The sequence below is a fragment of the Citrobacter amalonaticus genome, from assembly GCF_002918555.1.
Taxonomy (GTDB): domain Bacteria; phylum Pseudomonadota; class Gammaproteobacteria; order Enterobacterales; family Enterobacteriaceae; genus Citrobacter_C; species Citrobacter_C amalonaticus_A.
In genome coordinates this window covers 602,019-627,485 of record NZ_PQMB01000003.1, presented here as the reverse complement: position 1 = coordinate 627,485, position 25,467 = coordinate 602,019, and the positions used below count along the sequence as shown (strand labels likewise).

Sequence of the window (25,467 nt, the reverse complement as noted above, 5' to 3'; positions counted from 1 at the left end):
CTCAAAATAAAAAATAGCGTTGCGCCATCGGCAGGACTTCCGCCGGTTCGCTGGTGATGAGTTTTCCATCGATGCGCACCTCGTAGGTCTGGGCATCGACGGTAATATTGGGTTGCAGGCCGTTGTGGATCATGTCGGCTTTTTTCACCGTCCGGCAGCCTTTCACCACGGCGGTTGCGCTGCGTAAATTGAGCTGTTGTGCGACGCCGTTTTCCATGGCGGTCTGTGAAAGAAACGTCAGGCGACAGTGATGACGCGCCGCGCCGAGCGCGCCAAACATCATTCGGTAATGCACCGGCTGCGGGGTAGGAATCGAGGCGTTGATGTCGCCCATTGGCGCACAGGCGATCATGCCGCCTTTGATGATTGTTGCGGGCTTCACACCAAAAAAAGCCGGAGACCAGAGCACCAGATCCGCCAGCTTGCCGACCGCAATTGAGCCAACCTCATGGGCGATGCCGTGGGTTATCGCCGGATTAATGGTGTACTTGGCGATATAACGTTTGACGCGCAGGTTGTCGTTATCGCCTGTCTCTTCGGCTAGCGGTCCTCGCTGCACCTTCATCCGGTGCGCCACCTGCCAGGTACGCAGGATCACCTCGCCGACGCGTCCCATCGCCTGTGAATCGGACGAGGTCAGGGAAAACGCGCCAATGTCATGCAGCACGTCTTCAGCGGCGATAGTCTCCCGGCGAATACGTGATTCGGCAAAGGCGACGTCTTCGGCGATATCCGGGTCGAGATGGTGGCAGACCATCAGCATGTCGAGATGTTCATCAATGGTATTGACGGTGTAAGGCAGCGTCGGGTTGGTGGAAGAGGGGAGGATATTGGCGTGTGCGCAGGCGGTGATGATATCCGGCGCATGGCCGCCGCCCGCCCCTTCGGTATGAAAAGTATGAATCGTCCGTTCGCCAATCGCCGCCAGCGTATCCTCGACAAAACCGGACTCGTTCAGCGTATCGCTGTGCAGCGCCACCTGAATATCCATCTCTTCGGCTACCGTCAGCGCACAATCGATCGCGGCGGGCGTCGCCCCCCAGTCCTCGTGGATCTTCAGGCCGATCGCGCCAGCGGCAACCTGTTCGCGCAGGGCGTCAGGACAGGATCCATTGCCTTTGCCCAGCAGGCCGATATTCACCGGCAACGCATCAGCAGCCTGTAACATCCGGGCGATATACCACGGGCCTGGCGTGCAGGTTGTGGCATGGGTGCCCGCCGCCGGACCGGTGCCGCCGCCGATCATCGTCGTCACGCCGGACACCAGCGCTTCTTCGGCCTGCTGCGGGCAGATCCAGTGAATATGCGTATCGACCCCGCCAGCGGTGACGATCTTGCCTTCCCCGGCGACAGCTTCAGTGCCCACGCCTATCGGGATCGTCACGTCGGGCTGAATATCCGGGTTACCGGCCTTGCCAATGGCAAAGATCCTGCCGTTTTTGATGCCGATATCTGCTTTGACGATCCCCCAGTGATCGACGACCAGGGCATTGGTGATCACCAGATCCACACAGTCATCGGCGCGCATCTGTCCCTGACCCATACCATCGCGGATCACTTTGCCGCCGCCGAACTTCACCTCTTCACCGTAGGTGGTGAGATCGTTTTCTACTTCGATCCACAGCTCAGTGTCTGCCAGACGCACTTTATCGCCGGTGGTTGGGCCAAACATGTCTGCATAAGCCTGCCGGGAAATCTCACTCATCACCTGCCTCCGGGGAGCCCATTATCTCGCCGCGAAAGCCGAAAATGCGTTGGTCACCTGCTATGCGCACCAGTTCGACTTCCCGTTTTTGCCCTGGCTCAAAACGTACAGCCGTTCCGGCGGGAATATTCAGTCGGAAACCGCGCGCAGCGTCGCGGACAAAACGGAGCGCCGGATTAACCTCATAAAAGTGATAGTGCGATCCCACCTGGATTGGTCGATCGCCATGATTTTCCACCACGATCGTACGCATCTCCCGACCCTCGTTGATCGCGATTTTGCCCGTTGAGATCCGGTATTCACCTGGAATCATTTTTGCTCCTTACACGATCGGATTGTGGACGGTAACCAGCTTTGATCCGTCCGGAAAGGTTGCTTCGATCTGGATATTCGGGATCATCTCCGGAACGCCTTCCATCACCTGCTCGCGGCTCAGAACATGGCGGCCATCTTCCATCAGCGAAGCCACGCTCTTGCCGTCGCGGGCGCCTTCCATAATGAAAGCGCTGATGAGCGCCACTGATTCCGGGTAATTTAGCCTGAGTCCACGCGCCAGACGGCGTTCTGCCACCAGCGCGGCGGTAAAAAGTAATAGCTTGTCTTTTTCTCTGGGAGTCAGTTCCATCATGATTCTCTTATGTTTGCCAGATACGGGGGGCATGGGGGGATTTGTCAGTGAGCAGCGGGCGCAAAAAGTGCCAGATATCACGCATGACGCGCTGGACGATCAGGTTATCGCTGGCAAGAAAGCGGATAGTGAGCAGTGAATCAATCATCGTCGCTCCCGCATACTCACCGAGCGGGGCAAGCCGTTCCCGTGTGCCGTCCAGCATGGTTTCCGTCGCCGGGTAGCAGAGCAGCGTGCCGCACCAGGGTTGGTTTGCGACATTGCAGAGGTTTCCATCCTGTAATTGCAGCCGTTCAATCAGCAGCGGGACACAGTCGCGCCACACTTCCAGACGGCTATGTAATGCGCCGTGGCTGAAGGTTTCCCGCATCACCGGTCGTCCGAGACACAGTAGCTCCCAGCCCAGCAGACGGCTCTCTGACGTGATGTGAAACACGGAGCGGATATTTGCATTTGCACCAGGGAAGAGGATCGTATCCTGCGGTAGCCACTCCAGCGTGGCGTGCGGGCCGAGGGTGAAGATCTGGTGCAGCTGCGAGAGCGGCCCACGACTGCGATAAAATTTTCCTGCGCCGGGCGTCGTGATCAGGGCGTGGCTGTTTGCCGCCAGCGTCACGGAAATGCGCAGCTCATCGCCGCCGACAATTCCTCCCGGTGGATGCAGCAAGCAGAGGTGACATACGTCGTCTTCCGGGTAGAACGGGCGCTGTACCGTCAGTGGACCTGTGTGGCGCGCCGAAGCGAGTACCGTTTTGTGTGCGGTACGGGTAAACCGCAGGTCCAGTTCGGCCTGCCAGCCCGGCGTAATTGTTTCGTACGCAACCGTATCCAGAGCGTTTCCCTTATCAGCATGAGGGTGTGTGCATAGCAAAAAGTATGCCTCAGCGCTCCGGTAAAACGGTCATATGAGAAGCTTATGGAAAAAGGGGCGACATTAAGCCGCCCCGGCGGGGGGTTACAGCAAAACCAGAGGCATCCAGACCAGACCGGTTATCACCAGCAGCACCAGAAAGATCAGGCCAAAAATGGCGCCCAGCCGCCAGTAATCCGCCGTCGGCAGATAGCCGCTGCCATAGTAGATAGGGCTTGGACCGGTTGCATAGGGGGTAAGGATGCTGCCCAGACCAATGGCGGCACCGACCATCAGGCAGAATACCGGTAACGGGATTTCCGGCATTGCCAGCGCGGCGGCGATCATCATGGGTGCCAGTGCGGAGGTATAGGCGGTGGCGCTGGCAAAGAAGTAGCGCAGTAGCCAGAACACAACGATCAGCGCCACCATGACCATCATCGGCGAGTAGCCGCTCAGTCCGCCTGCCAGCAGCTTGCCAAACCAGGTGATAAAACCGGTATTGTTCAGTCCGGTGGCGAGTGTAATCAGCGAGGCCAGCCAGAAGAAGACGTTCCAGGCGGCTTTATTACTGACGATGTCGTCCCAGGAGATGATGCGTAATACCAGCATGAATGCCACCACACTATAGCCAACCATCGCGGCATCAATGTAATCACCACCGAAGATCCACAGCACCAGCGCACCCACCATGAGTACCAGCATTTTCTTCTCACGCGAGCAGAGCGGTCCCATCTCCTTTAGCTCCGCTTCCGCCCAACGCGGTACCTGGTTGCCTGCTTTCAACACTGGCGGATACAACACGTACGCCAGCCACGGAACCAGCAGAACCAACAGAATACTGAGCGGCAGCATCCCTAAGAACCAGTCACCCCAGCTCAGCGCCGTATGAGATGCGCTTTTCATCAGGCCAATCAGCAGCAGGTTCGGTGCCATCGCCGTCAGAAAAATCGCGCTGGTGACGCAGTCCGCGGTAATTCCCATCCACATAATATAAGAGCCGATGGATCGGGAGCTGGCGTCGTTGGGCTGTGAGTTATAAAGCGGCGGCAGGTTGCGGATAATGGGGTAGATAATCCCCGCGCCGCGCGCGGAGTTCGATGGCGTGACGGGGGCGAGGATCAGCTCGGAGAGCATCACCGCATAGCCGAGAAATAGCGTACGGTGCCCCATCTTCTTTACAAGACACAGTGCAATTCGCCGACCCAGGCCGGTTTTTTCATAGCCAGTGCCGAACATAAAGGCGGCGAAGATCAGCCAGATAACGGAGTTAGAAAAACCCGATACTGCCCACGAGAGGGCTTTCGCGGTAAATTTGAAACCATCCTGCGCGAGCTGTTCGGGGCTGAACAGCAGCCACGGCGACAGGACGGCGATGATTGAAATGCCAATCATCGCCACCACCGCGCCCGGTACAGGTTCCAGAATGAGTCCCACGATGACGCCGGTAAAGACCGCAAAATAGAGCCAGGTGTGGCTCTCAAGACCGGTGGGGACGGGCAAAACAGCAATAATGGCGATGACTACCAGCGGAGCCAGGTATCGCCACCAACCAGCTAAAGGTGCCATTGTTGTATCCCTGCGCAGAGGGAGAGGCGTCGCGCCTCTCCGGAAGGATTATTTGATGTAATGAACGTGCTCACAGATTTCGTCGACGATGGGGCCACGACGTTCAGCGAACTGTTTTTTGTTGTCGGCAATCAGGTTGTTGCCGTGGGTGTCGATAGAGACAATCAGCGGCCCGAACTCTTTCACCCGGCAAACCCAGAGAGATTCCGGCATGCCCAGCTCCGTCCAGTGTACTTCTTCAATCTCTTCAACCTGAGTCGCCGCCAGCACCGCGCAGCCCGCCGGGAAGATCACATGTAGCGCTTTGAATTTCTGGCAGCCCTCTTCGGTTAGCGGCCCCATTCCACCTTTACCTACCACCAGCTTCACGCCGGTCTGCTCAATGAACTCTTTTTCAAAGGCTTCCATACGCATGCTGGTGGTCGGGCCGACGGAGACCATCTCCCACTTCTCACCGTTCTTACGCACAATTGGCCCGGCGTGGAAAATCGCTTTACCGCTAAGATCGTAAGGAATAGGGCGCCCGAGTTCGATCAGGCGGCGGTGGCAGACGTCACGGCAGGTTACCAGCGTCCCGGTCAGATAGATCACATCGCCAACGCGGATATCTTCTAGGTCTTCGGCTTTAATCGGGGTTGTGAGGATCTTTTTCATAACGCGCTCCGGGTGTGAGACAGGTTTTCGAAGGAGAGATCGGCATGGACCAGTAGCGTGCCGCGACGATGCGCCCAGCAACCGGTGGAGACCGCGACACCAATGGTTGAAGGATGGCGCGCGGCGGATTCGATATGCACGCCCATCACCGAACTGTTGCCGGTCAGCCCTTGTGGACCAATCCCCAGACGATTCAGGCCTTCTTCCAGGCGCAATTCAAGCTCTGCCGCTTTTGGGTTCGGATGGCGGGTGCCGATCGGACGCAAAACGGCTTTACGCGACAGCACGGCGGCCGTTTCGACAGAGGTGGCGATACCCACGCCCACCAGTACCGGGGGACACGCGTTCACCGCCAGCGTGGAGATATTTTCAAAGACGAATTTCACTACGCCTTCGTAGCCTTCGGAAGGCATCAGTACTTTGGAGCGTCCCGGCAGCGTGCAGCCGCCCCCCGCCATATAAACTTCGATTTCTGCATCGTCGCCGTCGGGGATAATGTCCCAGGTGACCCACGGCACGCCGCTACCGGTATTTTTACCGGTGTTCACCTCGTCGAAAATTTCCACTGCGTTATGGCGCAGAGGGGCTTTCACCGTGGCATCTTCCACGGCTTGTTTAAGGATGCTTTGCAGCTCTCCCAGCAGCGGAAAGCGTGCGCCGACCTTCACGAAGAACATGATTTCACCGGTGTCCTGACAGGCCGGACGGTTCAGGTCGATCGCTTTTTGCATATTGTCGAACATCGTATGGTAGATGATCTTGCCCATTGCTGATGTTTCGGCATCCCGGAGCTGTTTTAATTTATCCACCACGTCATCGGGCATCCGGGTAGAAATCATTGCGGTAAAATCAGCGACAATATCCGTCAGCTTCTTAACCGCGTTTTGGTTATTTTGATTGCTCATCATGTTAACTCCAGTTCTTTTATTTATCTGGAAATAAATTCTCTGGAGTAAACTACCACTAAAAATGTGGATTTATATTTTATGCCACTGTGTATATGTAATTAACAGTTCGTGAATCATGACGCAGAAAGATCATTAACATTGAGCAAAGGCAGGGATTAATGGTGTTAAGGGAATTACACTGCGGTTATCAAAATGATGGATAACCCGAAAATGCTGAACAATTATCCCTTAGCGAAAGACCTGCAGGTACTGGTTGAAATTGTCCATACCGGGAGCTTTAGCGCGGCGGCGGCGGCGCTGGGACAAACGCCTGCATTTGTGACCAAACGGATTCAGATCCTTGAGACAACGCTTGCCTCCACGTTGCTAAGCCGTTCGGCAAGAGGCGTCGCGCTGACGGAAAGCGGGCTGCGTTGCTATGAACATGCGCTGACGATCCTCACTCAATATCAGCGTCTGGTAGACGATGTGACGCAAATCAAAACGCGTCCGGAGGGCATGATTCGCATTGGTTGCAGTTTTGGTTTTGGTCGCAGTCATATTGCTCCGGCCATTACTGAACTGATGCGCAATTACCCTGAATTACAGGTTCATTTTGAACTCTTCGATCGGCAAATTGATTTGGTACAGGATAATATCGATCTGGATATTCGGATTAATGATGAAATCCCGGATTATTATATTGCGCATTTGTTAACAAAGAATAAAAGAATATTGTGTGCCTCTCCGGCGTATTTACAAAAACATTCTGAACCGAAAACATTGCAGGAATTAAGCCAACACGATTGTCTGGTGACAAAAGAGCGGGATATGACCCACGGAATATGGGAGCTGGGGAAGGGCGATGAGAAAAAATCGGTGAAGGTCAGCGGGCATCTCTCCTCCAATAGCGGTGAAATTGTATTGCAGTGGGCGCTGGAGGGAAAAGGGATCATGCTGCGTTCAGAATGGGATGTGCAACCGTTTCTGACCAGCGGTAAGCTGGTGCGCGTGTTGCCGGAGTATGCGCAGAGCGCCAATATCTGGGCGGTTTATCAGGAACCGCTATATCGCAGTGTGAAATTACGGGTATGCGTGGAGTTTTTGGCGACGTGGTGTCAGCAACGATTGGGCAAGCCGGACGAGGGTTACCAGGTTCTGTCAGCCGGATAAGGCGCTTTATGCATCAGCATCCGGCAAACCTCTATTCTGGATCTTTTTCGCGTTTCTTCTTCAGCTTCGTCCAGATTTTCGTCTCCTGACGGCGCCAGAGACGCTGGATGTTGTCATGGTGACGCAGCAGGATCAGGCATGAAAGCATAGAGACCGGGAAGGTGAACTGCGGTTTGAACCACCAGACATAGAACGGCGCAATCAGAGCGCTGACAATCGCGCCAAGCGATGAATAGCCGCTCAGCAAGACGGTCAGCAGCCAGGTTCCCGCCATGACGCCGGTTAAATCCCAGCCGATAGGAGCAATGGCGCCAAAGGCGGTAGCGACCCCTTTCCCACCTTTAAAGCCAAAAAAGACCGGCCAGATGTGTCCCAGACAGGCGGCGATGGCAATTAAACCCAGCCAGAACGGACTGACGCCTAACGCATATGCGCCCCAGACCGGTAGCATACCTTTCAGGACGTCGAAAATCAGTACCGCCAGGGCTGCTCCCTTGCCGCCGATTCGTAACACATTAGTCGCGCCAGGATTACCTGAACCGCGGGTACGCGGATCGGGCAAACCAGCAATGCGGCAGACCAGAATGGCACTGGAAATGGAGCCGCAGAGGTACGCGAAGAGGATCATTCCAGGCGCGATTGCACTCATAAGCTGTTCCGTTTTGAAAATGTCGTGTAAAACGCTACTTCTGTGGATAATACGCATATTTCGCCGGAAGTGGTATCCGGGTTAGCCAAAAAGCAGGCAGGTCGTGATGGATATTGTATTTATAGAGCAACTTTCGGTAATCACCACTATCGGTGTTTACGACTGGGAACAGACCATCGAACAGAAACTGGTGTTCGATATCGAAATGGCGTGGGATAACCGTAAGTCAGCCAGAAGTGACGATGTGGCCGACTGTCTGAGCTACGCAGACATTGCTGAAACGGTCATTAATCATGTGGAAGGTGGACGCTTTGCGCTGGTGGAACGTGTCGCCGAAGAGGTGGCTGAACTGCTGCTTAACCGCTTTAACTCTCCGTGGGTGCGCATCAAACTCAGCAAGCCCGGCGCGGTGGCACGAGCGGCGAATGTGGGGGTGATCATCGAGCGTGGCAGTTATCCGAAAGGTTAATAATTATTAAACCAAACGGTTGTATAAGAGTCATAAAGCAGGATCTTTTTGCGCTGTAGTTTTTTCTATTTAGGGGTTTATTGATGAGCGATATGCACTCGCTGCTGATAGCGGCAATTTTGGGTGTGGTCGAAGGATTGACGGAGTTTTTGCCAGTATCCAGCACGGGCCATATGATTATTGTGGGGCATCTGTTGGGATTTGAAGGCGACACGGCAGAAACTTTTGAGGTGGTGATCCAGTTGGGGTCCATCCTCGCGGTGGTGGTGATGTTCTGGCGGCGTCTGTTTGGCCTGATCGGTATCCACTTTGGTCGTCCACTACAGCGTGAAGGTGAGGGGAAAGGCCGTTTAACCCTGATCCACATTCTGCTCGGCATGATACCGGCGGTGGTGCTGGGCCTGGTATTTCATGACACAATCAAATCGCTCTTCAACCCGGTTAACGTGATGTATGCGCTGGTGGTAGGGGGCTTGCTGCTGATTGCCGCTGAGTGCCTGAAGCCAAAAGAGCCGCGTGCGCCGGGTCTGGACGACATGACGTACCGTCAGGCGTTTATCATTGGCTGTTTTCAGTGTCTGGCGCTGTGGCCGGGGTTTTCCCGCTCCGGGGCGACCATTTCTGGCGGGATGCTGATGGGTGTGAGCCGATATGCTGCCTCTGAGTTTTCCTTTCTGCTGGCGGTGCCAATGATGATGGGCGCCACCGCGCTGGATCTCTACAAAAGCTGGTCGTTCCTGACTGCGGCAGATATTCCAATGTTTGCCGTTGGTTTTATCACCGCTTTCGTGGTGGCGCTGGTGGCGATTAAAACCTTCCTGCAAGTGATTAAGCGTATCTCGTTCATCCCGTTTGCGATCTACCGCTTTATTGTGGCTGCTGCTGTTTACGTGGTGTTTTTCTGATTTCAGGCGGCCCGATGACGCAAGCTTATCGGGCCTGCATCTGAGATGCCTTAAGCTACCGGCTTAGGGCACCGCTGCTCCTTCCAGCAGGCTACTGCCGCAATACGGCGTCTGGTCAACTCTTCACGAATCTGTACACCTTTGAAACCGGCCTCAACGACCTCTTTTGTTGGCACGGCCTGCGCCACCTGCCAGGCTTCTCGCAGCCATCGCCCCTGCGGGTAATCTGCCGCCTCAAAACCGGCACGACCGCGCACGTCGGCTTCGCTGGTCAGCGCTATCTGCTCCACGCGTTGGGGTTTACGCCAGGCGTCGATCGAATCGAAAAGTTTGACGATGGTTTTCGGCTGTAGCATTGGGAAGGTGTGGATGAGGTCATGAAACTCTGCCACCAGTTTGGCTAAGTCACGAATCTCATTCGGCACGCGCAGGCGCTGGCATAGCTGATCGACCAGCTTCACGCCCGCCGGTCCGTGGCCGTGATGGCGTGGCCAGAATTCCGGAGGCGTTAACCCTTTACCAAGATCGTGGCACAGCGTCGCAAAACGCACGTCAACGTCCGGGCTGAGCATTGCCGCCATCGACAGCGTCATCAGGGTATGAACGCCAGTGTCGATTTCCGGGTGCCACTTCGCTGGCGCCGGGACGCCAAACAGGGCATCCACTTCCGGGAAAAGCACGCGCAGCGCGCCGCAATCGCGTAATACCTGGAAGTAGACCTGAGGATTACGGGTAGTGAGCGCATTTTCCGTCTCTTTCCACACTCGCTCTGCCGTCAGATGTTCCAGTTCACCGGCGTGGGTCATTTCGCGCATCAGCGCCATGGTGTCATCGGCAATGCGAAAGCTGAGGTGTGCATAGCGCGCAGCAAAACGCGCCACGCGCAGCACGCGCAGCGGATCTTCGCCAAAGGCGGGAGAGACGTGACGCAACACACGGTTGTCCAGATCGCGACGCCCGTTGTACGGGTCGATAATCTGTCCGTCGTCATCGCGCGCCAGCGCATTGATTGTCAGGTCACGGCGCTGGAGATCGGCTTCCAGCGTGACGTCTGGCGCGGCATAGCAGGTAAATCCGGTATAACCTGAACCGGATTTTCGTTCTGTGCGCGCCAGCGCATACTCTTCATGGGTGTGTGGGTGAAGAAATACGGGAAAATCACGGCCTACCTGCTGGTAACCCGCGTCAACCATCTCCTGCGGCGTAGCGCCAACCACCACCCAATCTTTATCTTTAACCGGTAGCCCTAACAACGTATCTCGTACCGCACCACCGACCAGATAAATCTTCACGCCCCGTCACCTCATCCTGAAAACTGAAAAACATATCATTCCATAATATGACAGTGTGACGGAGAAGGCGATTTAGTTCATCCAGCGATCTTTACGCTTACGGCTTGGGATCATGTGCGGCAGCACCAGACCGAGCAACAGACCGAGACCCAGCACGCCGCCGCCATACATAAACCACTGCATGATGATGGTGCGTTGCTTGTCATCAAGCTGTAAATTGGCGGCGCTCACCTTCTTCTGCGCCACTATCAGCTCGTTTTTCAGCTTCTGGTTCTCTTCTTTCAGCCCGTTGATCACGCTGTCGCTCTGCGCCACTTTTTTCTGCATATCGGCAGTGCGCTGATTCCAGGTACCATCGATATTGTTGAGCTTATCGGTCAACGTTTTAACCTGGTTTTCCAGATCCGGCACGCGAATACGCAGGCTTGGCGTACTTTTCAGCTCTTTTAACGGGATCCATGCGGTACGCCCTGTACTGTCTTTGATCTGGGCGTAGTTGGTGTTGTTGTCGGTCTGTAATAGCGTGACTTCCTCGCCGGCATTGACCGTGCCCATAAGGCGATAATTATCTCCCGGACCGCTACGGACCCAGGTGTTCAGTTCATCAGACACATAGCGCTTTTCTTCAGCGTGTGAGACGGCAGTGGCGCTAAGTGCGAGTAAAGTAAGTCCAATCAGGCGTAATTTTGGCATCAGGCTGTCGTTATTGTCATAGAAAGTGGAACGATAGTAGTGGTATCAGTGTCTCTACGCAAAGCATTCGACATCAATCGGAATCATCTGTGTCGGCTTAATCACTACTTCAAACTTTTACGCCCGTCAAATTGCCCGTTGCATGGCAATTTGGCGCAAAATACTATCTACTGACAAAAATGATCGTATTAAGTTCGTTTTCAATCTTCTCATATGTGACATAACCGATAAGTACAAAGCCATGGCTCAGGAAATCGAATTAAAATTTATCGTCAATCACGACGCCGTCGACGCGCTGCGTGACCATCTGCATACGCTGGGGGGGGAGCATCACGCGCCTGACCCACTACTGAATATCTATTACGAAACCCCGGATAAATGGCTGCGTGGACATGATATGGGGCTGCGTATTCGCGGTGAGAACGGTCGCTATGAAATGACCATGAAAATTGCCGGACGGGTGACGGGCGGATTGCATCAGCGACCAGAGTACAACGTCGCGCTGAGTGAACCGTCGCTTGATCTGGCGCAGTTTCCGCAAGAAGTGTGGCCGAATGGCGAACTGCCGGCGGATCTTGCCGAACGAGTACAGCCGCTGTTCAGCACCGATTTTTACCGCGAAAAGTGGCTGGTTGAGGTGGACGGTAGCCAGATTGAGATTGCGCTCGATCTCGGCGAAGTCAAAGCCGGTGAGTTTGCCGAGCCACTCTGTGAACTGGAGCTTGAACTGCTGAGCGGCGACACCCACGCGGTCCTGAAGCTGGCAAATCAACTGGTCTCGCAAACGGGGCTGCGTCAGGGAAGTCTGAGCAAAGCGGCACGCGGTTATCATCTGGCACAGGGGAACGCACGGCGCGAAATTATTCCCACAACGGTGCTGAAAGTTCCCGCCAAAGCCAGCGTTGAGCAGGGACTGGAAGCAGCGATGGAGCTGGCATTAGCGCAATGGCAATACCACGAAGAGTTATGGATACGCGGCATTGAGGCGGCAAAAGTGGACGTGTTGGGTGCGATGGGGCTGGTGCGCCACACGCTGACGCTGTTTGGCGGTATTGTTCCACGTAAAGCGAGCGCTCACTTACGTGATCTGTTGACCCAGTCGGAAGCAACTATCGCTTCGGCTGTCTCTGCCGTGACGGCGGTTTACACCACGCAAACGGCAATGGCGAAACTGGCGTTGACCGAGTGGCTGGTCACCAAAGCCTGGCAGCCGTTCCTCGACGCGAAGGCGCAGGCCAGAATCGCCGACTCCTTCAAGCGTTTTGCTGATATTCACCTTTCACGCCACGCCGCTGAGCTGAAAAGCGTTTTCGGACAACCGCTGGGCGATCAGTATGCAGATCAACTGCCGCGCCTGACCCGTGATATCGACAGTATTCTGCTGCTTGCGGGCTTCTACGATGCGGTGGTGGTGCAGGCCTGGCTGGAGAACTGGCAGGGGTTGCGCCACGCTATTGCAACCGGCCAACATATTGAAATTGAACATTTCCGTAATGAGGCAATTAACCAGGAGCCATTCTGGCTGCATAGCGGAAAACGATAACTATGGAATGCCTGATGGCGCTGCGCTGATCGGGTCTACGGCCAGCACGACCTCCAGGCCGGATAAGGCGAACCGCCGCCATCCGGCAGTATTTAAAGGACACTCCTTCTATGAAGCCGCTCTCCTCATCGTTACAGCAGTACTGGCAGACCGTTGTTGAGCGGTTGCCGGACAATATACCTGAGACCACGCTTAGCGCTCAGGCGAAGTCAGTACTTACATTTAGTGATTTTGTGCAGGACAGCGTTATCGCACATCCTGAATGGCTGGCTGAGCTCGAAAGCACGCCTCCTCTGGCAGATGAATGGCTGCACTACGCCGCGTGGTTGCAGGCGGCCCTACAGTCAGTGACTGATGAAGCGGCGTTAATGCGTGAACTACGGTTATTTCGCCGTCGTATCATGGTTCGCATTGCCTGGGCGCAGGCGCTGTCGCTGGTGGAAGATACTGCCATTTTGCAGTTGCTGAGCCATCTGGCGGAAACGCTCATTGTGAGTGCGCGTGACTGGCTGTATGACGCCTGCTGTCGTGAATGGGGCACGCCCTGTAATCAGCAAGGCGTCCCACAACCGCTGCTGATCCTGGGAATGGGCAAGCTGGGCGGTGGGGAGCTGAATTTCTCTTCGGATATCGATTTGATTTTTGCCTGGCCGGAACACGGAACCACCCTGGGGGGGCGGCGTGAGCTGGATAACGCGCAGTTTTTTACGCGCATGGGGCAGCGGCTGATTAAAGTCCTGGATCAGCCAACAATGGATGGCTTTGTTTATCGTGTGGACATGCGTCTGCGTCCGTTTGGCGACAGCGGCCCGCTCGTACTCAGCTTCGCCGCCCTGGAGGATTACTACCAGGAACAGGGGCGCGACTGGGAGCGTTATGCGATGGTCAAAGCGCGAATTATGGGGGGCACCGACGGTCAGTATGTCGATGAGCTGCGCGCGATGCTGCGGCCGTTTGTCTTCCGCCGCTATATAGACTTCAGTGTGATCCAGTCTTTGCGGAATATGAAGGGAATGATTGCCCGCGAAGTGCGTCGTCGGGGATTGAAAGACAATATCAAACTCGGGGCGGGCGGGATTCGCGAAATTGAGTTTATTGTTCAGGTCTTCCAGCTGATTCGCGGCGGGCGTGAGCCGTCTTTACAGTCTCGCTCTTTGCTGCCGACTCTGAACACCATTGCCGCGCTGCATCTGCTGCCCGAAAACGATGCGGGGCAGCTGCGGACCGCTTATCTCTTCCTGCGCCGTCTGGAAAACCTGCTGCAAAGTATTAACGATGAGCAAACGCAAACGCTGCCGGGCGATGAGCTCAACCGGGCAAGGCTGGCATGGGGGATGAACGCTGAGAGCTGGCAGCAGTTGGCTGACGAACTGGCCGGACATATGGCGAATGTGCGTCGGGTTTTCAACGAACTGATTGGGGATGACGAAACGGAGACCCAGGAGGAGGCGTTATCGGAACAGTGGCGCGAGCTGTGGCAGGACGCGCTCCAGGAAGATGACACCACGCCAGTGCTGGCGCATCTTGCTGATGAAGATCGCCGACGCGTGCTGGCGCTGATTGCCGATTTTCGCAAAGAGCTGGATAAGCGTCCTATTGGCCCGCGTGGCCGTCAGGTGCTTGACCATCTGATGCCGCATTTGCTGAGTGACGTCTGCTCCCGTGAAGATGCCTCAGTGCCGTTGTCCCGTATTACGCCGCTGCTGTCCGGGATTGTTACCCGCACCACCTATCTTGAACTCCTCAGTGAATTCCCCGGCGCCCTGAAGCATCTGATTTCGCTCTGCGCCGCATCGCCAATGGTCGCCAGCCAGCTGGCGCGCTATCCGTTGCTGCTTGATGAATTGCTCGATCCGAACACGCTGTATCAGCCGACGGCGACCGATGCCTACCGTGATGAACTGCGTCAGTATCTGCTGCGGGTGCCGGCGGAGGACGAAGAACAGCAACTGGAAGCGTTGCGTCAGTTCAAGCAAACTCAGCTGTTGCGCATTGCCGCGGCGGACATTGCCGGGACGTTGCCGGTGATGAAGGTCAGCGATCATCTCACCTGGCTGGCTGAAGCCATGATTGATGCCGTGGTGCAGCAGGCGTGGACGCAGATGGTGGCGCGCTATGGGCAACCGGCGCATCCTGGCGAGCGCGGCGGACGCGGATTTGCCGTGGTTGGCTACGGCAAGCTGGGTGGCTGGGAGCTGGGCTATAGCTCCGATCTTGATCTGATCTTCCTGCATGATTGCCCGATGGAGGTGATGACTGACGGGGAGCGAGAAATCGACGGGCGCCAGTTCTATTTGCGTCTGGCGCAACGCATTATGCACCTGTTCAGCACGCGAACTTCTTCCGGTATTTTGTATGAAGTGGATGCGCGGCTGCGCCCCTCCGGGGCGGCGGGAATGCTGGTAACTTCGACAGACGCTTTTGCTGATTACCAGAAAAATGAAGCCTGGACATGGGAGCATCAGGCGCTGGTGCGTGCCCGCGTAGTGTATGGCGATCCGCTACTGACCGCGCAGTTTGACGCGGTGCGTCGCGATATCATGACGACTGCCCGTGATGGCAAAACGTTGCAAACCGAAGTGCGCGAGATGCGTGAGAAAATGCGCGCGCATCTGGGTAACAAACATCGGGATCGCTTTGATATCAAAGCTGATGAGGGAGGGATCACCGACATTGAGTTTATTACTCAATATCTGGTGCTGCGCTATGCCCATGAGAAGCCGAAGTTGACGCGCTGGTCGGATAACGTGCGCATTCTGGAGCTACTGGCGCAAAATGACATTATGGATGAGCAGGAAGCGATGGCGCTGACTTCTGCTTATACAACACTACGCGATGCGCTTCATCATCTCGCACTGCAGGAACTCCCGGGCCACGTGGCGCAGGAGTGCTTTGATAAAGAACGTACGCTGGTACGGGCAAGCTGGCAGAAGTGGCTGGTTGCCATTTGAAGTGTGTTATTATCGCGCGCAAATTTTGAATCTCCCAGGAGACAGGAATGAAAGTAACGCTGCCAGAGTTTGAACGTGCAGGTGTGATGGTCGTTGGTGATGTGATGCTGGATCGCTACTGGTATGGGCCAACCAGCCGTATTTCACCGGAAGCGCCGGTACCTGTTGTCAAAGTAGATACCATTGAGGAGCGTCCGGGCGGTGCGGCGAACGTGGCGATGAATATTGCTTCGCTGGGAGCGAATTCACGTCTGGTCGGATTGACCGGTATTGACGATGCCGCACGTGCGCTCAGTAAAACGCTGGCGGGGGTGAACGTAAAATGCGACTTCGTTTCTGTGCCGTCCCATCCGACCATCACCAAGCTGCGCGTGCTTTCCCGCAACCAGCAGCTGATCCGTCTGGATTTTGAGGAAGGTTTTGAAGGGGTTGATCCACAGCCGCTGCACGAGCGTATCAACCAGGCGCTGGGTTCAATTGGCGCACTGGTGCTGTCCGATTACGGTAAAGGCGCGCTGGCAAGCATTCAGCAGATGATTACTCTGGGGCGTAAGGCCGGGGTACCGGTGCTGATCGACCCGAAAGGGACCGATTTTGAACGCTATCGTGGCGCGACGCTGCTGACGCCAAATCTGTCTGAATTCGAAGCGGTGGCGGGGAAATGTAAGAGTGAAGAAGAGATTGTGGAACGCGGCATGAAGCTGATTGCCGATTTCGACCTTTCTGCGCTGCTGGTGACCCGTTCTGAACAGGGGATGACTCTTTTGCAGCCAGGTAAAGCACCGCTGCATATGCCGACTCAGGCTCAGGAAGTGTATGACGTTACCGGTGCGGGTGACACGGTAATCGGCGTGCTGGCGGCAACGCTGGCGGCCGGAAACAGTCTGGAAGAGGCATGCTACTTCGCCAATGCTGCGGCTGGTGTTGTGGTAGGTAAGCTGGGTACCTCCACCGTGTCCACTGTCGAACTGGAAAACGCGGTACGTGGTCGCGCCGATACCGGCTTTGGCGTAATGACGGAAGAAGAGCTGAAACTGGCCGTTGCCAGCGCCCGTAAGCGTGGTGAAAAGGTGGTCATGACCAACGGCGTTTTTGACATCCTGCACGCGGGCCACGTCTCATATCTGGCGAATGCGCGCAAGCTGGGCGACCGGTTAATCGTTGCGGTGAACAGCGATGCGTCCACCAGACGGCTGAAAGGCGAAACCCGTCCGGTTAACCCGCTGGAACAGCGAATGATCGTACTGGGGGCGCTGGAATCGGTCGACTGGGTAGTCTCCTTTGAGGAAGATACTCCGCAGCGCCTGATTGCTGGCGTACTGCCGGATCTGCTGGTCAAGGGTGGCGACTACAAACCGGAAGAGATTGCCGGCAGTGAAGAGGTGTGGGCTAACGGCGGTGATGTTCTGGTGCTGAATTTCGAAGATGGTTGCTCAACGACCAATATTATCAAGAAGATTCAGAAAGACAGCGATAAATAACCGCAGGGCAGTTTGCCGGATAGCGGAGTAAACACCTTATCCGGCCGACAAATTTACAGGCCGGATAAGTGTTGGGTCATCCGGCCTCAGGCGGATCAGACGTCCTTAGATTTCAGCTTAGGGCGCACGGTCTGCTTGCGTTCGATTTCCGTTTCCTGAATCTGGCGCTCAGCAATAATACGGGTTTGTTCAGCTTCACGGCGACGCTCTGTTTCCTGCGTCAGCCTGGTCAAACCTTCGGCGTCAAAGGCGTTATTCGGGTTGAAAGCATCGTCATCTGTGAGGCCGTGGCGCGCAGGGCATCAACGAACTTATCTTCCACCAGCATACGGAGATCTTCCGGCGACAGGGCACGCTGACCCAGCGTTTGCGCCGCGGTGGCAATTCCTTCAACCGACGGCTTCCCTGAATCAGAAAAGACAGTTTACACCCCCCTCAGATTTCACGGGAAAGTGTGAACCAGGTCGGCTATTTTGCGCACATTATGTACAAACCTGCTACGCTTCCCGATGAATACTGGAATCAGAAAAAGCATATGGCCTTAACAGATATTCGATAACTGGAGGATATGCTAATGAACAACACGGTTTATTCGTTGAACAATTTCGATTTTCTGGCGCGTAGTTTTGCCAGAATGCAGGCAGAAGGCCGCCCTGTTGATATCCAGGCCGTAACCGGAAATATGGATGAGGAGTATCGCAGCTGGTTTTGCCAGCGTTATGCGCACTACTGCCAGCAGGCGATACAAGCCAGGAAGTTAGAAACAGAACACTGATATCATCGACTCAACGGGCCTTGCGGCCCGTTGCTGTTTTTACTCTTGTGGTTCTACTGGCGGAATGGCGGGCGCGGGTTTGATTTCTTCTGATGTCTGGCGCGTTTCCAGCTCGCTGATACGCTGTTCAAGCAGCGCCAGCTTTTCGCGGGTGCGCAGCAGAACCTGAGTCTGAACATCAAACTCTTCGCGGCTCACCAGATCGAGACGTGTCAGCTGTGACTGCAGCGTTTGACGAATCTTCTTCTCGACATCTTCCCCGAACTCCCGGATCCCTTTCGGCATCGACTCGTGAACCTGACGAGCGATCTGCTCAATTTTTTTCGGGTCAATCATAGTGGTTTCCCTGAACTGGTAAGTGTTGAGGCATATTGTAGTGCGATATGCCACAGGCATAAACCAGAATTGTGTGAAGCGTAGCCGAGTAAAGGCATTGATGAAGGTAATCAATAGCGTTATAGTTAATACGCTTATTCTCAGGGCGGGGCGAAATTCCCCACCGGCGGTAAATCAACGTATGTTGAAAGCCCGCGAGCGCTTTTCGTTATGCGAAAAGGTCAGCAGATCCGGTGTAATTCCGGGGCCGACGGTTAAAGTCCGGATGGGAGAGAGTAACGATCCAGTCGGGCATGGACCCGCTCACGTTATTTTTTTGCCGCTTGTCGGCACTCCTAAGACTGCCCTGATTCTGGTAACCATAATTTTAGTGAGGTTTTTTTACCATGAATCAGACGCTACTTTCCTCTTTTGGTACGCCTTTTGAACGTGTTGAACATGCGCTATCCGCGCTGCGCGAAGGCCGCGGTGTGATGGTGCTGGACGACGAAGATCGTGAAAACGAAGGCGATATGATTTTCCCGGCAGAGACAATGACCGTTGAGCAGATGGCGCTGACCATTCGCCATGGTAGCGGTATTGTTTGCCTGTGTATCACCGAAGATCGTCGCAAACAGCTCGATCTGCCGATGATGGTGGAAAATAACACCAGTGCCTATGGCACAGGTTTTACCGTGACTATTGAAGCAGCAGAAGGCGTAACCACCGGTGTGTCTGCTGCTGACCGTGTGACCACCGTTCGCGCAGCTATCGCTGATGGCGCTAAACCTTCCGACCTGAACCGCCCGGGACACGTTTTCCCGCTGCGCGCCCAGTCTGGCGGTGTATTAACCCGCGGTGGCCATACTGAAGCGACTATTGACCTGGTGACGCTGGCTGGCTTTAAACCAGCAGGCGTATTGTGTGAACTGACCAATGACGATGGCAGCATGGCGCGCGCGCCGCAGTGCATCGAATTTGCCGGCAAACACAATATGGCCGTTGTGACGATCGAAGACCTGGTGGCTTACCGTCAGGCGCACGAGCGTAAAGCCAGCTAATTGCCATCCGGCAGTGATGAGAAAGCCGAAGCCAGCTTGCTGACTTCGGCTTTTTGTTGGTTTCAGATTAGTTGGCTCTCGTCAGCTTGAGAATCCACGCGGCACTCATAATGACCAATAATATGAAGCATAAGCCGAATGCCAACAGACAAGCTTGCGCCATATTCATAAAGTGCCATGGCGGGATCAGGTACCAACCTTCGGCGTGCTGATACATATCTACAAACCACTGCTGTGTGCTACTCAGCGTGACGCCATCAGGTACGATCGGCGCGTCGTAGCCGCAATCTCCCGTGGGTTTGAACCACTCCGGCGCCCAGTCCGCCAACGGTAAGCCGAAGGGAAAAGTCGGATCGGTGGAACATCCCTGTACACCGAAGAGTGAATCAGGATCTGGGTTATGTACTGCAAAATGAATCCCATTGAGTTTCACTGAGAACTTCATTCCCATGATGCTGCCATAGAAAGCCGCGACGCAGCCAATCAGCTTTAAGATAACGTTTTCAGGATTAATTGCCGCAATCAGCCCGCCAAAGACCATCACAAACATGGCGAAACGAATGTAAACACATTGTTCACAAGGTGCCATGTAGAGATAGTGCTGGAAAAAAGAGTGCGCCAGGACGATCAATCCCCCCATTGCAACTGCCATTAACAACCATAAGAAGCGCTGTTCCTGCCATCTCACCAGCGTCTCAACTGGCGCCATGCATAAATCTCTCCACAATCCCTTTATGAAAGCCATAAGCTTTTCCCTGTTTATTTGCTTGCCAGTTCTCTGACCAGTTCAGCCATGGAGTCAATAGATTTAATATTCCTGGTATAGATAAGATATTTACCGTTGACGACGTAAGCCGGGACGCCCTGGATTTTGGCAACGTCATAGGCCGCTTTCCATTTGGTCAGTGTTTCCTGGACGGCAGGCTCTTTTAACGCACTCTCAAAATCTGCCTGACTCATACCTGCGGCATCAAGACCTGTTTTGATAAATGCCGCGGGATCTTTACCGTCAGACCAGCGCTCTTTCTTGTCGTGGTAAGCTGCGTAGTAGGCAAATTTTGCTTTCTTGAACTGCGAGTTTTTATCAAACAATGAAATTCCTGCTGCCTGATCTTTGTTGATCAATACCGCAAAGACTTCGCTACCCTGCTTGCCATATTCCCCTTTGGTTTCCAGATGGAAAGGCACAAATGTAACAACATCCGCGACCTTTTCAGAAACCGGTCCGGTTACTGCTTTATCGTACTTGTAGCAGAATGGGCAAGAGTAACTGAACACTTTAATAAGTGTTTTATCGGCATCTGGAATCGGCTTTTCCAGAACCATATAATCGGTTCCTTCGGTGAAAGCGGACGCCGTAACTGGCGCGATCAGCGCAGCAGTTATCACAACGCTTTTAAATAATGAAGAGATCCATTTAGCTGACATAGTTAATCCTTACTGTAAATTATTTGAAAATTTGCTGTGGGCGAACCAGTAATGCACGATAGTGAGTCTGGTTGGGTTTATCTGAAAGCACATCAATTTCAACCTTGACTTCTTTCGTTTGGTAGTCAATTTCGTTGAGTTTGCCTATAGTCGGTTGCCCGGCATCAAATAAATGAATAGAACCACTAAAACCAAATATGGTGTCGCGATCTTTTTGGTATTCAATGACTGAGGTTATTGGACTGTAAAAATCATATCCACGCTCTTTGCCATATTCCCAAAGTTGCTGAACCGTACCTTTCTTTTCATCGATCTTGTATTCGACAAAACGCGAATATTTCATGCTGGGTAATGCCGGTTGCTCAAGGCCGCGACCATCACCATTGTCAAAGACCGTCAACGTTCCTTTGCTGGAAAGCCACGCGGTATGCTGGGTGTAGCTGAAATCAAAATCGGTATTTTCACATTTACCGTTTTCGTCGCAGGTTAGCGCTTTACCCTTGCTGTCTACCGGCTTAAGCAGTTTGCTCGCCAGTTGTTTGTTCCAGCCTTTTGATGGTGCGAGGATCCATTTCACCTGCTTATCGCGGCCAATTTTGACGATACCCTGGTGACGTGAGGATAGAATGATCGAATCATCTTTTTCGTCATAAGCGATTGAGTTTACGTGCGCCCAGTTACGACCTGCGCCGACTCCCAGTGCATCACCAAATGGCGTATCCGGCTCCAGCTTGGCCTGTTGTCCGGCATGAGCAAGGTCAACGTTAACGCATACCGCTCCGGCATCCAGGGCACCCAGCAGCGCATCACGCATGGGATCGAGGATTTTCGTCAGATCCCACACATCGATCACACGACCGGATTTATCGACTTCAATAATGTGGTCGCGAATAGTCTGTACGTGCAGGCCGTCCTCCTTGCGGTAGTTACGCTTACCGACGCGCAGCAATACCGTGCCATTTACCGTTTCGATCGATTCGTGCGTAGCGTCGAGGAATCCGCGCGGCAATTTATGGTCTGCCAGAATCTGTCCCATCATGTCGAATTCGTACCAGTGTTGACCCTGGACGGCGGTGAATGTACCGCGCGGCGTCTCGCGGATGCCCATCAGGTAGCCACGTTTGTTGATATCCAGGTCACGACCGTCATAGAACGTATTTTGCTCCAGCCACCAGCGATATTCACCTTGTGTATCAACCACAAAGGTGAACGGAGCAATATCAAAGGGTAATGCGCCACCTGCGGGACCTGCGTCGAGAATACCCGCATTCTTATCTTTTTCACCATGCCAGTGGAATTCGGCACCCTGTGGCGTAAATGTATGGGTATTTACAAGATAGAGACGATCTTCAAAGCCAGGGGCGACTTTAATCACTTTCGTCTGCTGGAGGTCAGATATCGAGCGGTTATCCATATAATGATTAACGATGGCGGATGTTTGCACCACGTAATCATCCTTCATTGCTTTGCCATTTTCTTTATATTCAATGGACACTTTGTTGGCGAATTTTTGATAAAGACCAAAGACAGGGATGCCGTCATACGTTTTTAGCGATTGCTCACCAACGGTATAAGTAACAGGAACGCCTTTTTCCCCTTTACCATGAACGGTGACTTTGACATCGGAAATGACATGGCTATCCAGGTTAACCAGCGCGGTGAGAGGGGCATTGCCATAAGGGTCAACGACGACGGAGCCTAATTTTCCTGCAGGTTGCGCAGGTTGAAAACCAGCGGAAAATGAACTTGCGGACATTAACCCACATATCAGCGCGATAGTTCCAGTGAGAAGTCTTTTTTGGCATTGATGAAACATTGATATATCTCCTTATATAAAATTATATGTGTAAAACAGTGATGGATATATTATGTTTATTGATGAGAGATATCTTTATACTCGTCATATTTCAATTTGCGGATATATTGGCTTTGTTAACCAGGCCATCCCTGGCCTTCACCCCTTCGGGGCCAGCGCAAGCGCTGTTCAAAAAGACTACGCATTTTGTCCAGCAATTCGAATTATTTAGAGTATATTTACGGGTGTGAATCATCCCCTCCTTTAATAAAAAGGATTGTGATTGTTTTTCTTGAAATATATTACTTATGAATATATCTAAATTCTTTTATTATCCTGATAATAAAGTTGTGAAATTTTAGGGTAAATAAATAATATTCTGAACTGTGATCTTATCGACAATGTTTTATCTTAGCCGGGGATTTAGTTATTTTTAATTCCGGATGTTTTATATGATCAAAATCATATACTTGTTTCTGTACTGTGCGAATATATGAATAGGTTGAGCGATAGATATGTAAATTTTTAACGTTAAATGTTTAGCAATGTTAAATTTCAAGGGTAAAAAGGATGTTTATTGCCTGGTATTGGATCGTATTAATTATTCTTGTCGTCGTTGGCTATTTTTGCCACATGAAGCGCTATTGCAAAGCGTTTCGCCAGGACCGGGATGCATTACTGGAAGCGCGCAATAAGCTTTTTCGTCGTGCGGCTGAAGATGATAATGTCACTGAAAAACAGGAATAATGCTTTCCACTTGTGACAGGGATGTGCCAGATGTTGTCCTGAAGACAGGACAACATTCGCTGTTTCTTTATCCAATCCCCATCGACTGAAGAATCACCAGGCTCATTCCCATCACTGACATGCCGCACAGTACGCCGTAGCTGGGATTGTTATTTGGGTCGATCTCTTTTGCCAGCGGCATCAATTCGTCCACGGATAATGCCACCATAATACCGGCCACGGCTGCCATAATTGCCGCCATCACTACGGGTGATATCAGACTGCCAAGAATGAGCCACGCCAGCACGCCGCCCAATATTTCCGCCAGCCCTGAGATTCCGGCCCAGAAAATCGCCGTGCGCTTTGAGCCAGTCGCGGCGTAGACCGGCCCGGCAACTGCCAGGCCTTCCGGGATGTTATGCAAGGCAACGGCGAGCGCTATACCAAAGCCCAGTTCAAGGTTGCTGCTGGCTGTCACGAAGGTGGCAATCCCTTCCGGGAAGTTGTGCAGGCTGATCCCGAGCGTCAGTAAAATGGCGGTACGCTTGACAGAACTGGGGAGCGGCTGCTTTGTTTTTTGGACCAAATCCTGCGGATGCGCATGGGGCAACATGCGGTCGAGGCCAAAATACCCGAGCAGGCCAATGATAAACATGCCATAGCCCAGTACGGGAGACATTCCTTCGGCGGCCAGCGCGGCGGGAAGCATCTCCATCAGTGAGATTAACAGCATAATGCCAGCAGCAAATCCTAATGAAAATGCCAGCACGCGATTGGAGGGCTTTTGCCCTAATACACCAAGGATGGCGCCAATAAAAGTGGCGGCGCCTGCCAGTAAAGTCAGAATGAGTGGTACTGACATTCAACACTCCTGAAGTCTGTTTATCCTCGTCATAGATTAAGCTGTGGGTGCGTTGGCTTTATTACCCGGGTCATTCCCGGACCTTGCCCCAGCGTTGCCGCCTGCCCGCAACTCGAATTATGTAGAGTATATGTTTCTGACCTTCAAAATAACTGATGATCATCATCATGGTTATCTGAGTTCTTCATTTTTCGAAAAAGCGTATTGTGAGGATATCAAAATGACACCTTCAGTAAGGATATCATCATGTCTTCAACACGTATGCCAGCATTGTTTTTGGGCCACGGTAGCCCGATGAATGTTCTGGAAGACAACCTTTATACTCGCGTCTGGCAGCGGTTGGGGGAGATATTGCCGCGTCCAAAAGCCATTGTGGTGGTATCAGCCCACTGGTTTACACGGGGAACTGGCGTAACCGCGATGGAAGCGCCAAAGACTATTCACGACTTTGGTGGTTTTCCGCAGGCTTTGTATGACACTCATTATCCGGCGCCGGGTTCGCCTGAGCTGGCGCAGCGCCTGGTTGATCTGTTGTCCCCGGTGCCTGTGACGCTTGACAGAGAGGCCTGGGGCTTTGACCACGGTTCATGGGGGGTATTAATTAAAATGTACCCGAACGCCGATATTCCGATGGTGCAGCTAAGCATCGACAGTACCAAACCGCCAGCCTGGCATTTTGAGATCGGGCGTAAACTGGCTGCACTTCGCGATGAAGGTATCATGCTGATTGCCAGTGGTAACGTGGTGCATAATCTGCGTACCGCCCGCTGGCACGGTGAAAACACGCCGTACCCGTGGGCAACATCGTTTAACGAGTTTGTGAAAGCCAACCTGACATGGCAGGGACCGGTTGAGCAGCATCCGCTGGTCAACTATCTCGATCATGAAGGTGGCGCGTTGTCGAATCCGACGCCGGATCATTATCTGCCGCTGCTGTATGTTACAGGCGCGTGGGATGGTCAGGAACCGGTGACGATCCCGGTCGACGGCATTGAGATGGGGAGTCTGAGTATGCTGTCGGTACAAGTGGGATAAACGAATAAAATGCCCGGCAAT

At 53.5% G+C, this 25,467-nt stretch carries 25 protein-coding genes, 1 pseudogene and 1 riboswitch; of the genes and pseudogenes, 10 read left to right on the top strand and 16 right to left on the bottom strand.

Annotated elements, in window-relative coordinates; translation table 11 throughout:
• Position 1 precedes the first annotated feature (1 nt).
• The 7 genes from ureC to ttdA form a co-directional block, all read right to left on the bottom strand.
• Complete coding sequence (gene ureC / locus C3432_RS15660) at positions 2–1,705, bottom strand: urease subunit alpha (protein WP_103777498.1); 1,704 nt, start codon at positions 1,703–1,705, stop codon at positions 2–4.
• Positions 1,698–2,018 carry an urease subunit beta gene (locus tag C3432_RS15655; RefSeq protein WP_103777497.1) on the bottom strand — a complete coding sequence of 107 codons (321 nt, stop codon included), beginning with the start codon at positions 2,016–2,018 and terminating at the stop codon, positions 1,698–1,700. Before C3432_RS15655 ends, ureC begins: the two co-directional genes overlap by 8 nt.
• Positions 2,019–2,027: 9 nt before the next feature.
• Positions 2,028–2,330 (bottom strand): urease subunit gamma, encoded by a 303-nt coding sequence (locus tag C3432_RS15650; RefSeq protein ID WP_103777496.1) that lies wholly within the window; start codon positions 2,328–2,330, stop codon positions 2,028–2,030.
• Between the two features lie 10 nt (positions 2,331–2,340).
• Entirely contained in the window at positions 2,341–3,165 is an 825-nt protein-coding gene (locus C3432_RS15645) for an urease accessory protein UreD (RefSeq protein ID WP_103777880.1), read from the bottom strand.
• A 123-nt stretch (positions 3,166–3,288) separates the two neighbouring features.
• The gene (locus C3432_RS15640; protein WP_103777495.1) at positions 3,289–4,752 is read right to left on the bottom strand and encodes an anion permease; all 1,464 of its coding nucleotides are present in this window, start codon (positions 4,750–4,752) and stop codon (positions 3,289–3,291) included.
• Between the two features lie 48 nt (positions 4,753–4,800).
• Complete coding sequence (gene ttdB / locus C3432_RS15635) at positions 4,801–5,406, bottom strand: L(+)-tartrate dehydratase subunit beta (protein WP_103777494.1); 606 nt, start codon at positions 5,404–5,406, stop codon at positions 4,801–4,803.
• Complete coding sequence (gene ttdA, locus C3432_RS15630; RefSeq protein WP_103777493.1) at positions 5,403–6,314, bottom strand: L(+)-tartrate dehydratase subunit alpha; 912 nt, start codon at positions 6,312–6,314, stop codon at positions 5,403–5,405. Before ttdA ends, ttdB begins: the two co-directional genes overlap by 4 nt.
• Positions 6,315–6,524: 210 nt before the next feature.
• Between ttdA and ttdR the strand changes: the two genes are divergently transcribed.
• The gene (ttdR, locus tag C3432_RS15625) at positions 6,525–7,466 is read left to right on the top strand and encodes an L-tartrate utilization transcriptional activator TtdR (protein ID WP_103777879.1); all 942 of its coding nucleotides are present in this window, start codon (positions 6,525–6,527) and stop codon (positions 7,464–7,466) included.
• Positions 7,467–7,497: 31 nt separating this feature from the next.
• Here ttdR and plsY read toward each other — a convergent pair whose 3' ends face one another.
• Positions 7,498–8,115 carry a glycerol-3-phosphate 1-O-acyltransferase PlsY gene (gene plsY, locus C3432_RS15620; RefSeq protein ID WP_103777878.1) on the bottom strand — a complete coding sequence of 206 codons (618 nt, stop codon included), beginning with the start codon at positions 8,113–8,115 and terminating at the stop codon, positions 7,498–7,500.
• A gap of 106 nt (positions 8,116–8,221) precedes the next feature.
• Between plsY and folB the strand changes: the two genes are divergently transcribed.
• Positions 8,222–8,584 carry a bifunctional dihydroneopterin aldolase/7,8-dihydroneopterin epimerase gene (gene folB / locus C3432_RS15615; RefSeq protein ID WP_103777492.1) on the top strand — a complete coding sequence of 121 codons (363 nt, stop codon included), beginning with the start codon at positions 8,222–8,224 and terminating at the stop codon, positions 8,582–8,584.
• 83 nt (positions 8,585–8,667) lie between these two features.
• Complete coding sequence (gene bacA, locus C3432_RS15610; protein ID WP_103777491.1) at positions 8,668–9,489, top strand: undecaprenyl-diphosphate phosphatase; 822 nt, start codon at positions 8,668–8,670, stop codon at positions 9,487–9,489.
• Positions 9,490–9,539: 50 nt separating this feature from the next.
• On the opposite strand, the gene C3432_RS15605 is transcribed toward bacA, so the two are convergent.
• Both C3432_RS15605 and C3432_RS15600 read right to left on the bottom strand, forming a co-directional pair.
• Positions 9,540–10,781, bottom strand: coding sequence for a multifunctional CCA addition/repair protein (locus tag C3432_RS15605; protein WP_103777490.1), 1,242 nt, complete (start codon positions 10,779–10,781; stop codon positions 9,540–9,542).
• Positions 10,782–10,853: 72 nt separating this feature from the next.
• On the bottom strand, positions 10,854–11,474 hold the full coding sequence (locus C3432_RS15600; protein WP_103777489.1) for a TIGR04211 family SH3 domain-containing protein: 621 nt from the start codon (positions 11,472–11,474) through the stop codon (positions 10,854–10,856).
• A gap of 241 nt (positions 11,475–11,715) precedes the next feature.
• Here C3432_RS15600 and C3432_RS15595 point away from each other — a divergent pair, with 241 nt between their 5' ends.
• From C3432_RS15595 to hldE, 3 genes are all read left to right on the top strand, one after another.
• Entirely contained in the window at positions 11,716–13,017 is a 1,302-nt protein-coding gene (locus C3432_RS15595) for a CYTH domain-containing protein (protein WP_103777488.1), read from the top strand.
• 110 nt (positions 13,018–13,127) lie between these two features.
• A complete protein-coding gene (glnE, locus tag C3432_RS15590; RefSeq protein ID WP_103777487.1) occupies positions 13,128–15,968 on the top strand; it encodes a bifunctional [glutamate--ammonia ligase]-adenylyl-L-tyrosine phosphorylase/[glutamate--ammonia-ligase] adenylyltransferase in 2,841 nt (946 codons plus the stop codon).
• A gap of 47 nt (positions 15,969–16,015) precedes the next feature.
• Positions 16,016–17,449: a bifunctional D-glycero-beta-D-manno-heptose-7-phosphate kinase/D-glycero-beta-D-manno-heptose 1-phosphate adenylyltransferase HldE gene (gene hldE / locus C3432_RS15585; protein WP_103777486.1), complete on the top strand. Its 1,434-nt coding sequence runs from the start codon at positions 16,016–16,018 to the stop codon at positions 17,447–17,449.
• Positions 17,450–17,565: 116 nt separating this feature from the next.
• Here the strand turns inward: hldE and C3432_RS15580 are convergent.
• Positions 17,566–17,852, bottom strand: a pseudogene (locus C3432_RS15580) (flotillin family protein); the annotation flags it as partial.
• Positions 17,853–18,017: 165 nt separating this feature from the next.
• Between C3432_RS15580 and glgS the strand changes: the two are divergent.
• Entirely contained in the window at positions 18,018–18,224 is a 207-nt protein-coding gene (gene glgS, locus C3432_RS15575; protein WP_103777485.1) for a cell surface composition regulator GlgS, read from the top strand.
• A 39-nt stretch (positions 18,225–18,263) separates the two neighbouring features.
• Here the strand turns inward: glgS and ubiK are convergent, their stop codons facing one another.
• Positions 18,264–18,560 (bottom strand): ubiquinone biosynthesis accessory factor UbiK, encoded by a 297-nt coding sequence (gene ubiK / locus C3432_RS15570; RefSeq protein ID WP_146050963.1) that lies wholly within the window; start codon positions 18,558–18,560, stop codon positions 18,264–18,266.
• A 132-nt stretch (positions 18,561–18,692) separates the two neighbouring features.
• A riboswitch (FMN riboswitch) is annotated at positions 18,693–18,841 on the top strand.
• Between the two features lie 105 nt (positions 18,842–18,946).
• On the opposite strand from ubiK, the gene ribB reads away from it, so the two are divergent.
• Positions 18,947–19,600 carry a 3,4-dihydroxy-2-butanone-4-phosphate synthase gene (gene ribB / locus C3432_RS15565; protein WP_103777483.1) on the top strand — a complete coding sequence of 218 codons (654 nt, stop codon included), beginning with the start codon at positions 18,947–18,949 and terminating at the stop codon, positions 19,598–19,600.
• Between the two features lie 67 nt (positions 19,601–19,667).
• Here the strand turns inward: ribB and dsbI are convergent, their stop codons facing one another.
• The 3 genes from dsbI to C3432_RS15550 are packed head-to-tail and all read right to left on the bottom strand — an operon-like array spanning position 19,668 to position 22,844.
• Complete coding sequence (dsbI, locus tag C3432_RS15560) at positions 19,668–20,345, bottom strand: protein-disulfide oxidoreductase DsbI (protein WP_103777482.1); 678 nt, start codon at positions 20,343–20,345, stop codon at positions 19,668–19,670.
• A gap of 14 nt (positions 20,346–20,359) precedes the next feature.
• Positions 20,360–21,028, bottom strand: a complete 669-nt coding sequence (locus C3432_RS15555) for a thiol:disulfide interchange protein DsbA/DsbL (protein WP_103777481.1) — start codon at positions 21,026–21,028, stop codon at positions 20,360–20,362.
• Between the two features lie 19 nt (positions 21,029–21,047).
• On the bottom strand, positions 21,048–22,844 hold the full coding sequence (locus C3432_RS15550; RefSeq protein ID WP_103777480.1) for an aryl-sulfate sulfotransferase: 1,797 nt from the start codon (positions 22,842–22,844) through the stop codon (positions 21,048–21,050).
• Positions 22,845–23,393: 549 nt separating this feature from the next.
• Here C3432_RS15550 and C3432_RS27710 point away from each other — a divergent pair.
• Positions 23,394–23,570: a hypothetical protein gene (locus tag C3432_RS27710; protein WP_103777479.1), complete on the top strand. Its 177-nt coding sequence runs from the start codon at positions 23,394–23,396 to the stop codon at positions 23,568–23,570.
• 67 nt (positions 23,571–23,637) lie between these two features.
• Here C3432_RS27710 and zupT read toward each other — a convergent pair whose 3' ends face one another.
• Positions 23,638–24,411, bottom strand: a complete 774-nt coding sequence (zupT, locus tag C3432_RS15540) for a zinc transporter ZupT (RefSeq protein ID WP_103777478.1) — start codon at positions 24,409–24,411, stop codon at positions 23,638–23,640.
• A gap of 246 nt (positions 24,412–24,657) precedes the next feature.
• Here zupT and ygiD point away from each other — a divergent pair, with 246 nt between their 5' ends.
• On the top strand, positions 24,658–25,446 hold the full coding sequence (ygiD, locus tag C3432_RS15535; protein WP_103777477.1) for a 4,5-DOPA-extradiol-dioxygenase: 789 nt from the start codon (positions 24,658–24,660) through the stop codon (positions 25,444–25,446).
• Positions 25,447–25,467 lie beyond the last annotated feature (21 nt).

Coding starts and splice junctions, on each gene's coding strand:
- folB (WP_103777492.1), top strand. CDS start 8,222: ATGGATATTGTATTTATAGAGCAACTTTCGGTAATCACCACTATCGGT.
- ubiK (WP_146050963.1), bottom strand. CDS start 18,560: ATGATTGACCCGAAAAAAATTGAGCAGATCGCTCGTCAGGTTCACGAG.
- C3432_RS15555 (WP_103777481.1), bottom strand. CDS start 21,028: ATGTCAGCTAAATGGATCTCTTCATTATTTAAAAGCGTTGTGATAACT.
- zupT (WP_103777478.1), bottom strand. CDS start 24,411: ATGTCAGTACCACTCATTCTGACTTTACTGGCAGGCGCCGCCACTTTT.
- C3432_RS27710 (WP_103777479.1), top strand. CDS start 23,394: ATGTTTATTGCCTGGTATTGGATCGTATTAATTATTCTTGTCGTCGTT.
- ttdR (WP_103777879.1), top strand. CDS start 6,525: ATGCTGAACAATTATCCCTTAGCGAAAGACCTGCAGGTACTGGTTGAA.
- ttdA (WP_103777493.1), bottom strand. CDS start 6,314: ATGATGAGCAATCAAAATAACCAAAACGCGGTTAAGAAGCTGACGGAT.
- C3432_RS15650 (WP_103777496.1), bottom strand. CDS start 2,330: ATGGAACTGACTCCCAGAGAAAAAGACAAGCTATTACTTTTTACCGCC.
- bacA (WP_103777491.1), top strand. CDS start 8,668: ATGAGCGATATGCACTCGCTGCTGATAGCGGCAATTTTGGGTGTGGTC.
- hldE (WP_103777486.1), top strand. CDS start 16,016: ATGAAAGTAACGCTGCCAGAGTTTGAACGTGCAGGTGTGATGGTCGTT.
- ribB (WP_103777483.1), top strand. CDS start 18,947: ATGAATCAGACGCTACTTTCCTCTTTTGGTACGCCTTTTGAACGTGTT.
- C3432_RS15600 (WP_103777489.1), bottom strand. CDS start 11,474: ATGCCAAAATTACGCCTGATTGGACTTACTTTACTCGCACTTAGCGCC.
- ttdB (WP_103777494.1), bottom strand. CDS start 5,406: ATGAAAAAGATCCTCACAACCCCGATTAAAGCCGAAGACCTAGAAGAT.
- dsbI (WP_103777482.1), bottom strand. CDS start 20,345: ATGGCTTTCATAAAGGGATTGTGGAGAGATTTATGCATGGCGCCAGTT.
- ygiD (WP_103777477.1), top strand. CDS start 24,658: ATGTCTTCAACACGTATGCCAGCATTGTTTTTGGGCCACGGTAGCCCG.
- glgS (WP_103777485.1), top strand. CDS start 18,018: ATGCTAATGAACAACACGGTTTATTCGTTGAACAATTTCGATTTTCTG.
- C3432_RS15595 (WP_103777488.1), top strand. CDS start 11,716: ATGGCTCAGGAAATCGAATTAAAATTTATCGTCAATCACGACGCCGTC.
- ureC (WP_103777498.1), bottom strand. CDS start 1,705: ATGAGTGAGATTTCCCGGCAGGCTTATGCAGACATGTTTGGCCCAACC.
- C3432_RS15655 (WP_103777497.1), bottom strand. CDS start 2,018: ATGATTCCAGGTGAATACCGGATCTCAACGGGCAAAATCGCGATCAAC.
- plsY (WP_103777878.1), bottom strand. CDS start 8,115: ATGAGTGCAATCGCGCCTGGAATGATCCTCTTCGCGTACCTCTGCGGC.
- C3432_RS15550 (WP_103777480.1), bottom strand. CDS start 22,844: ATGTTTCATCAATGCCAAAAAAGACTTCTCACTGGAACTATCGCGCTG.
- glnE (WP_103777487.1), top strand. CDS start 13,128: ATGAAGCCGCTCTCCTCATCGTTACAGCAGTACTGGCAGACCGTTGTT.
- C3432_RS15640 (WP_103777495.1), bottom strand. CDS start 4,752: ATGGCACCTTTAGCTGGTTGGTGGCGATACCTGGCTCCGCTGGTAGTC.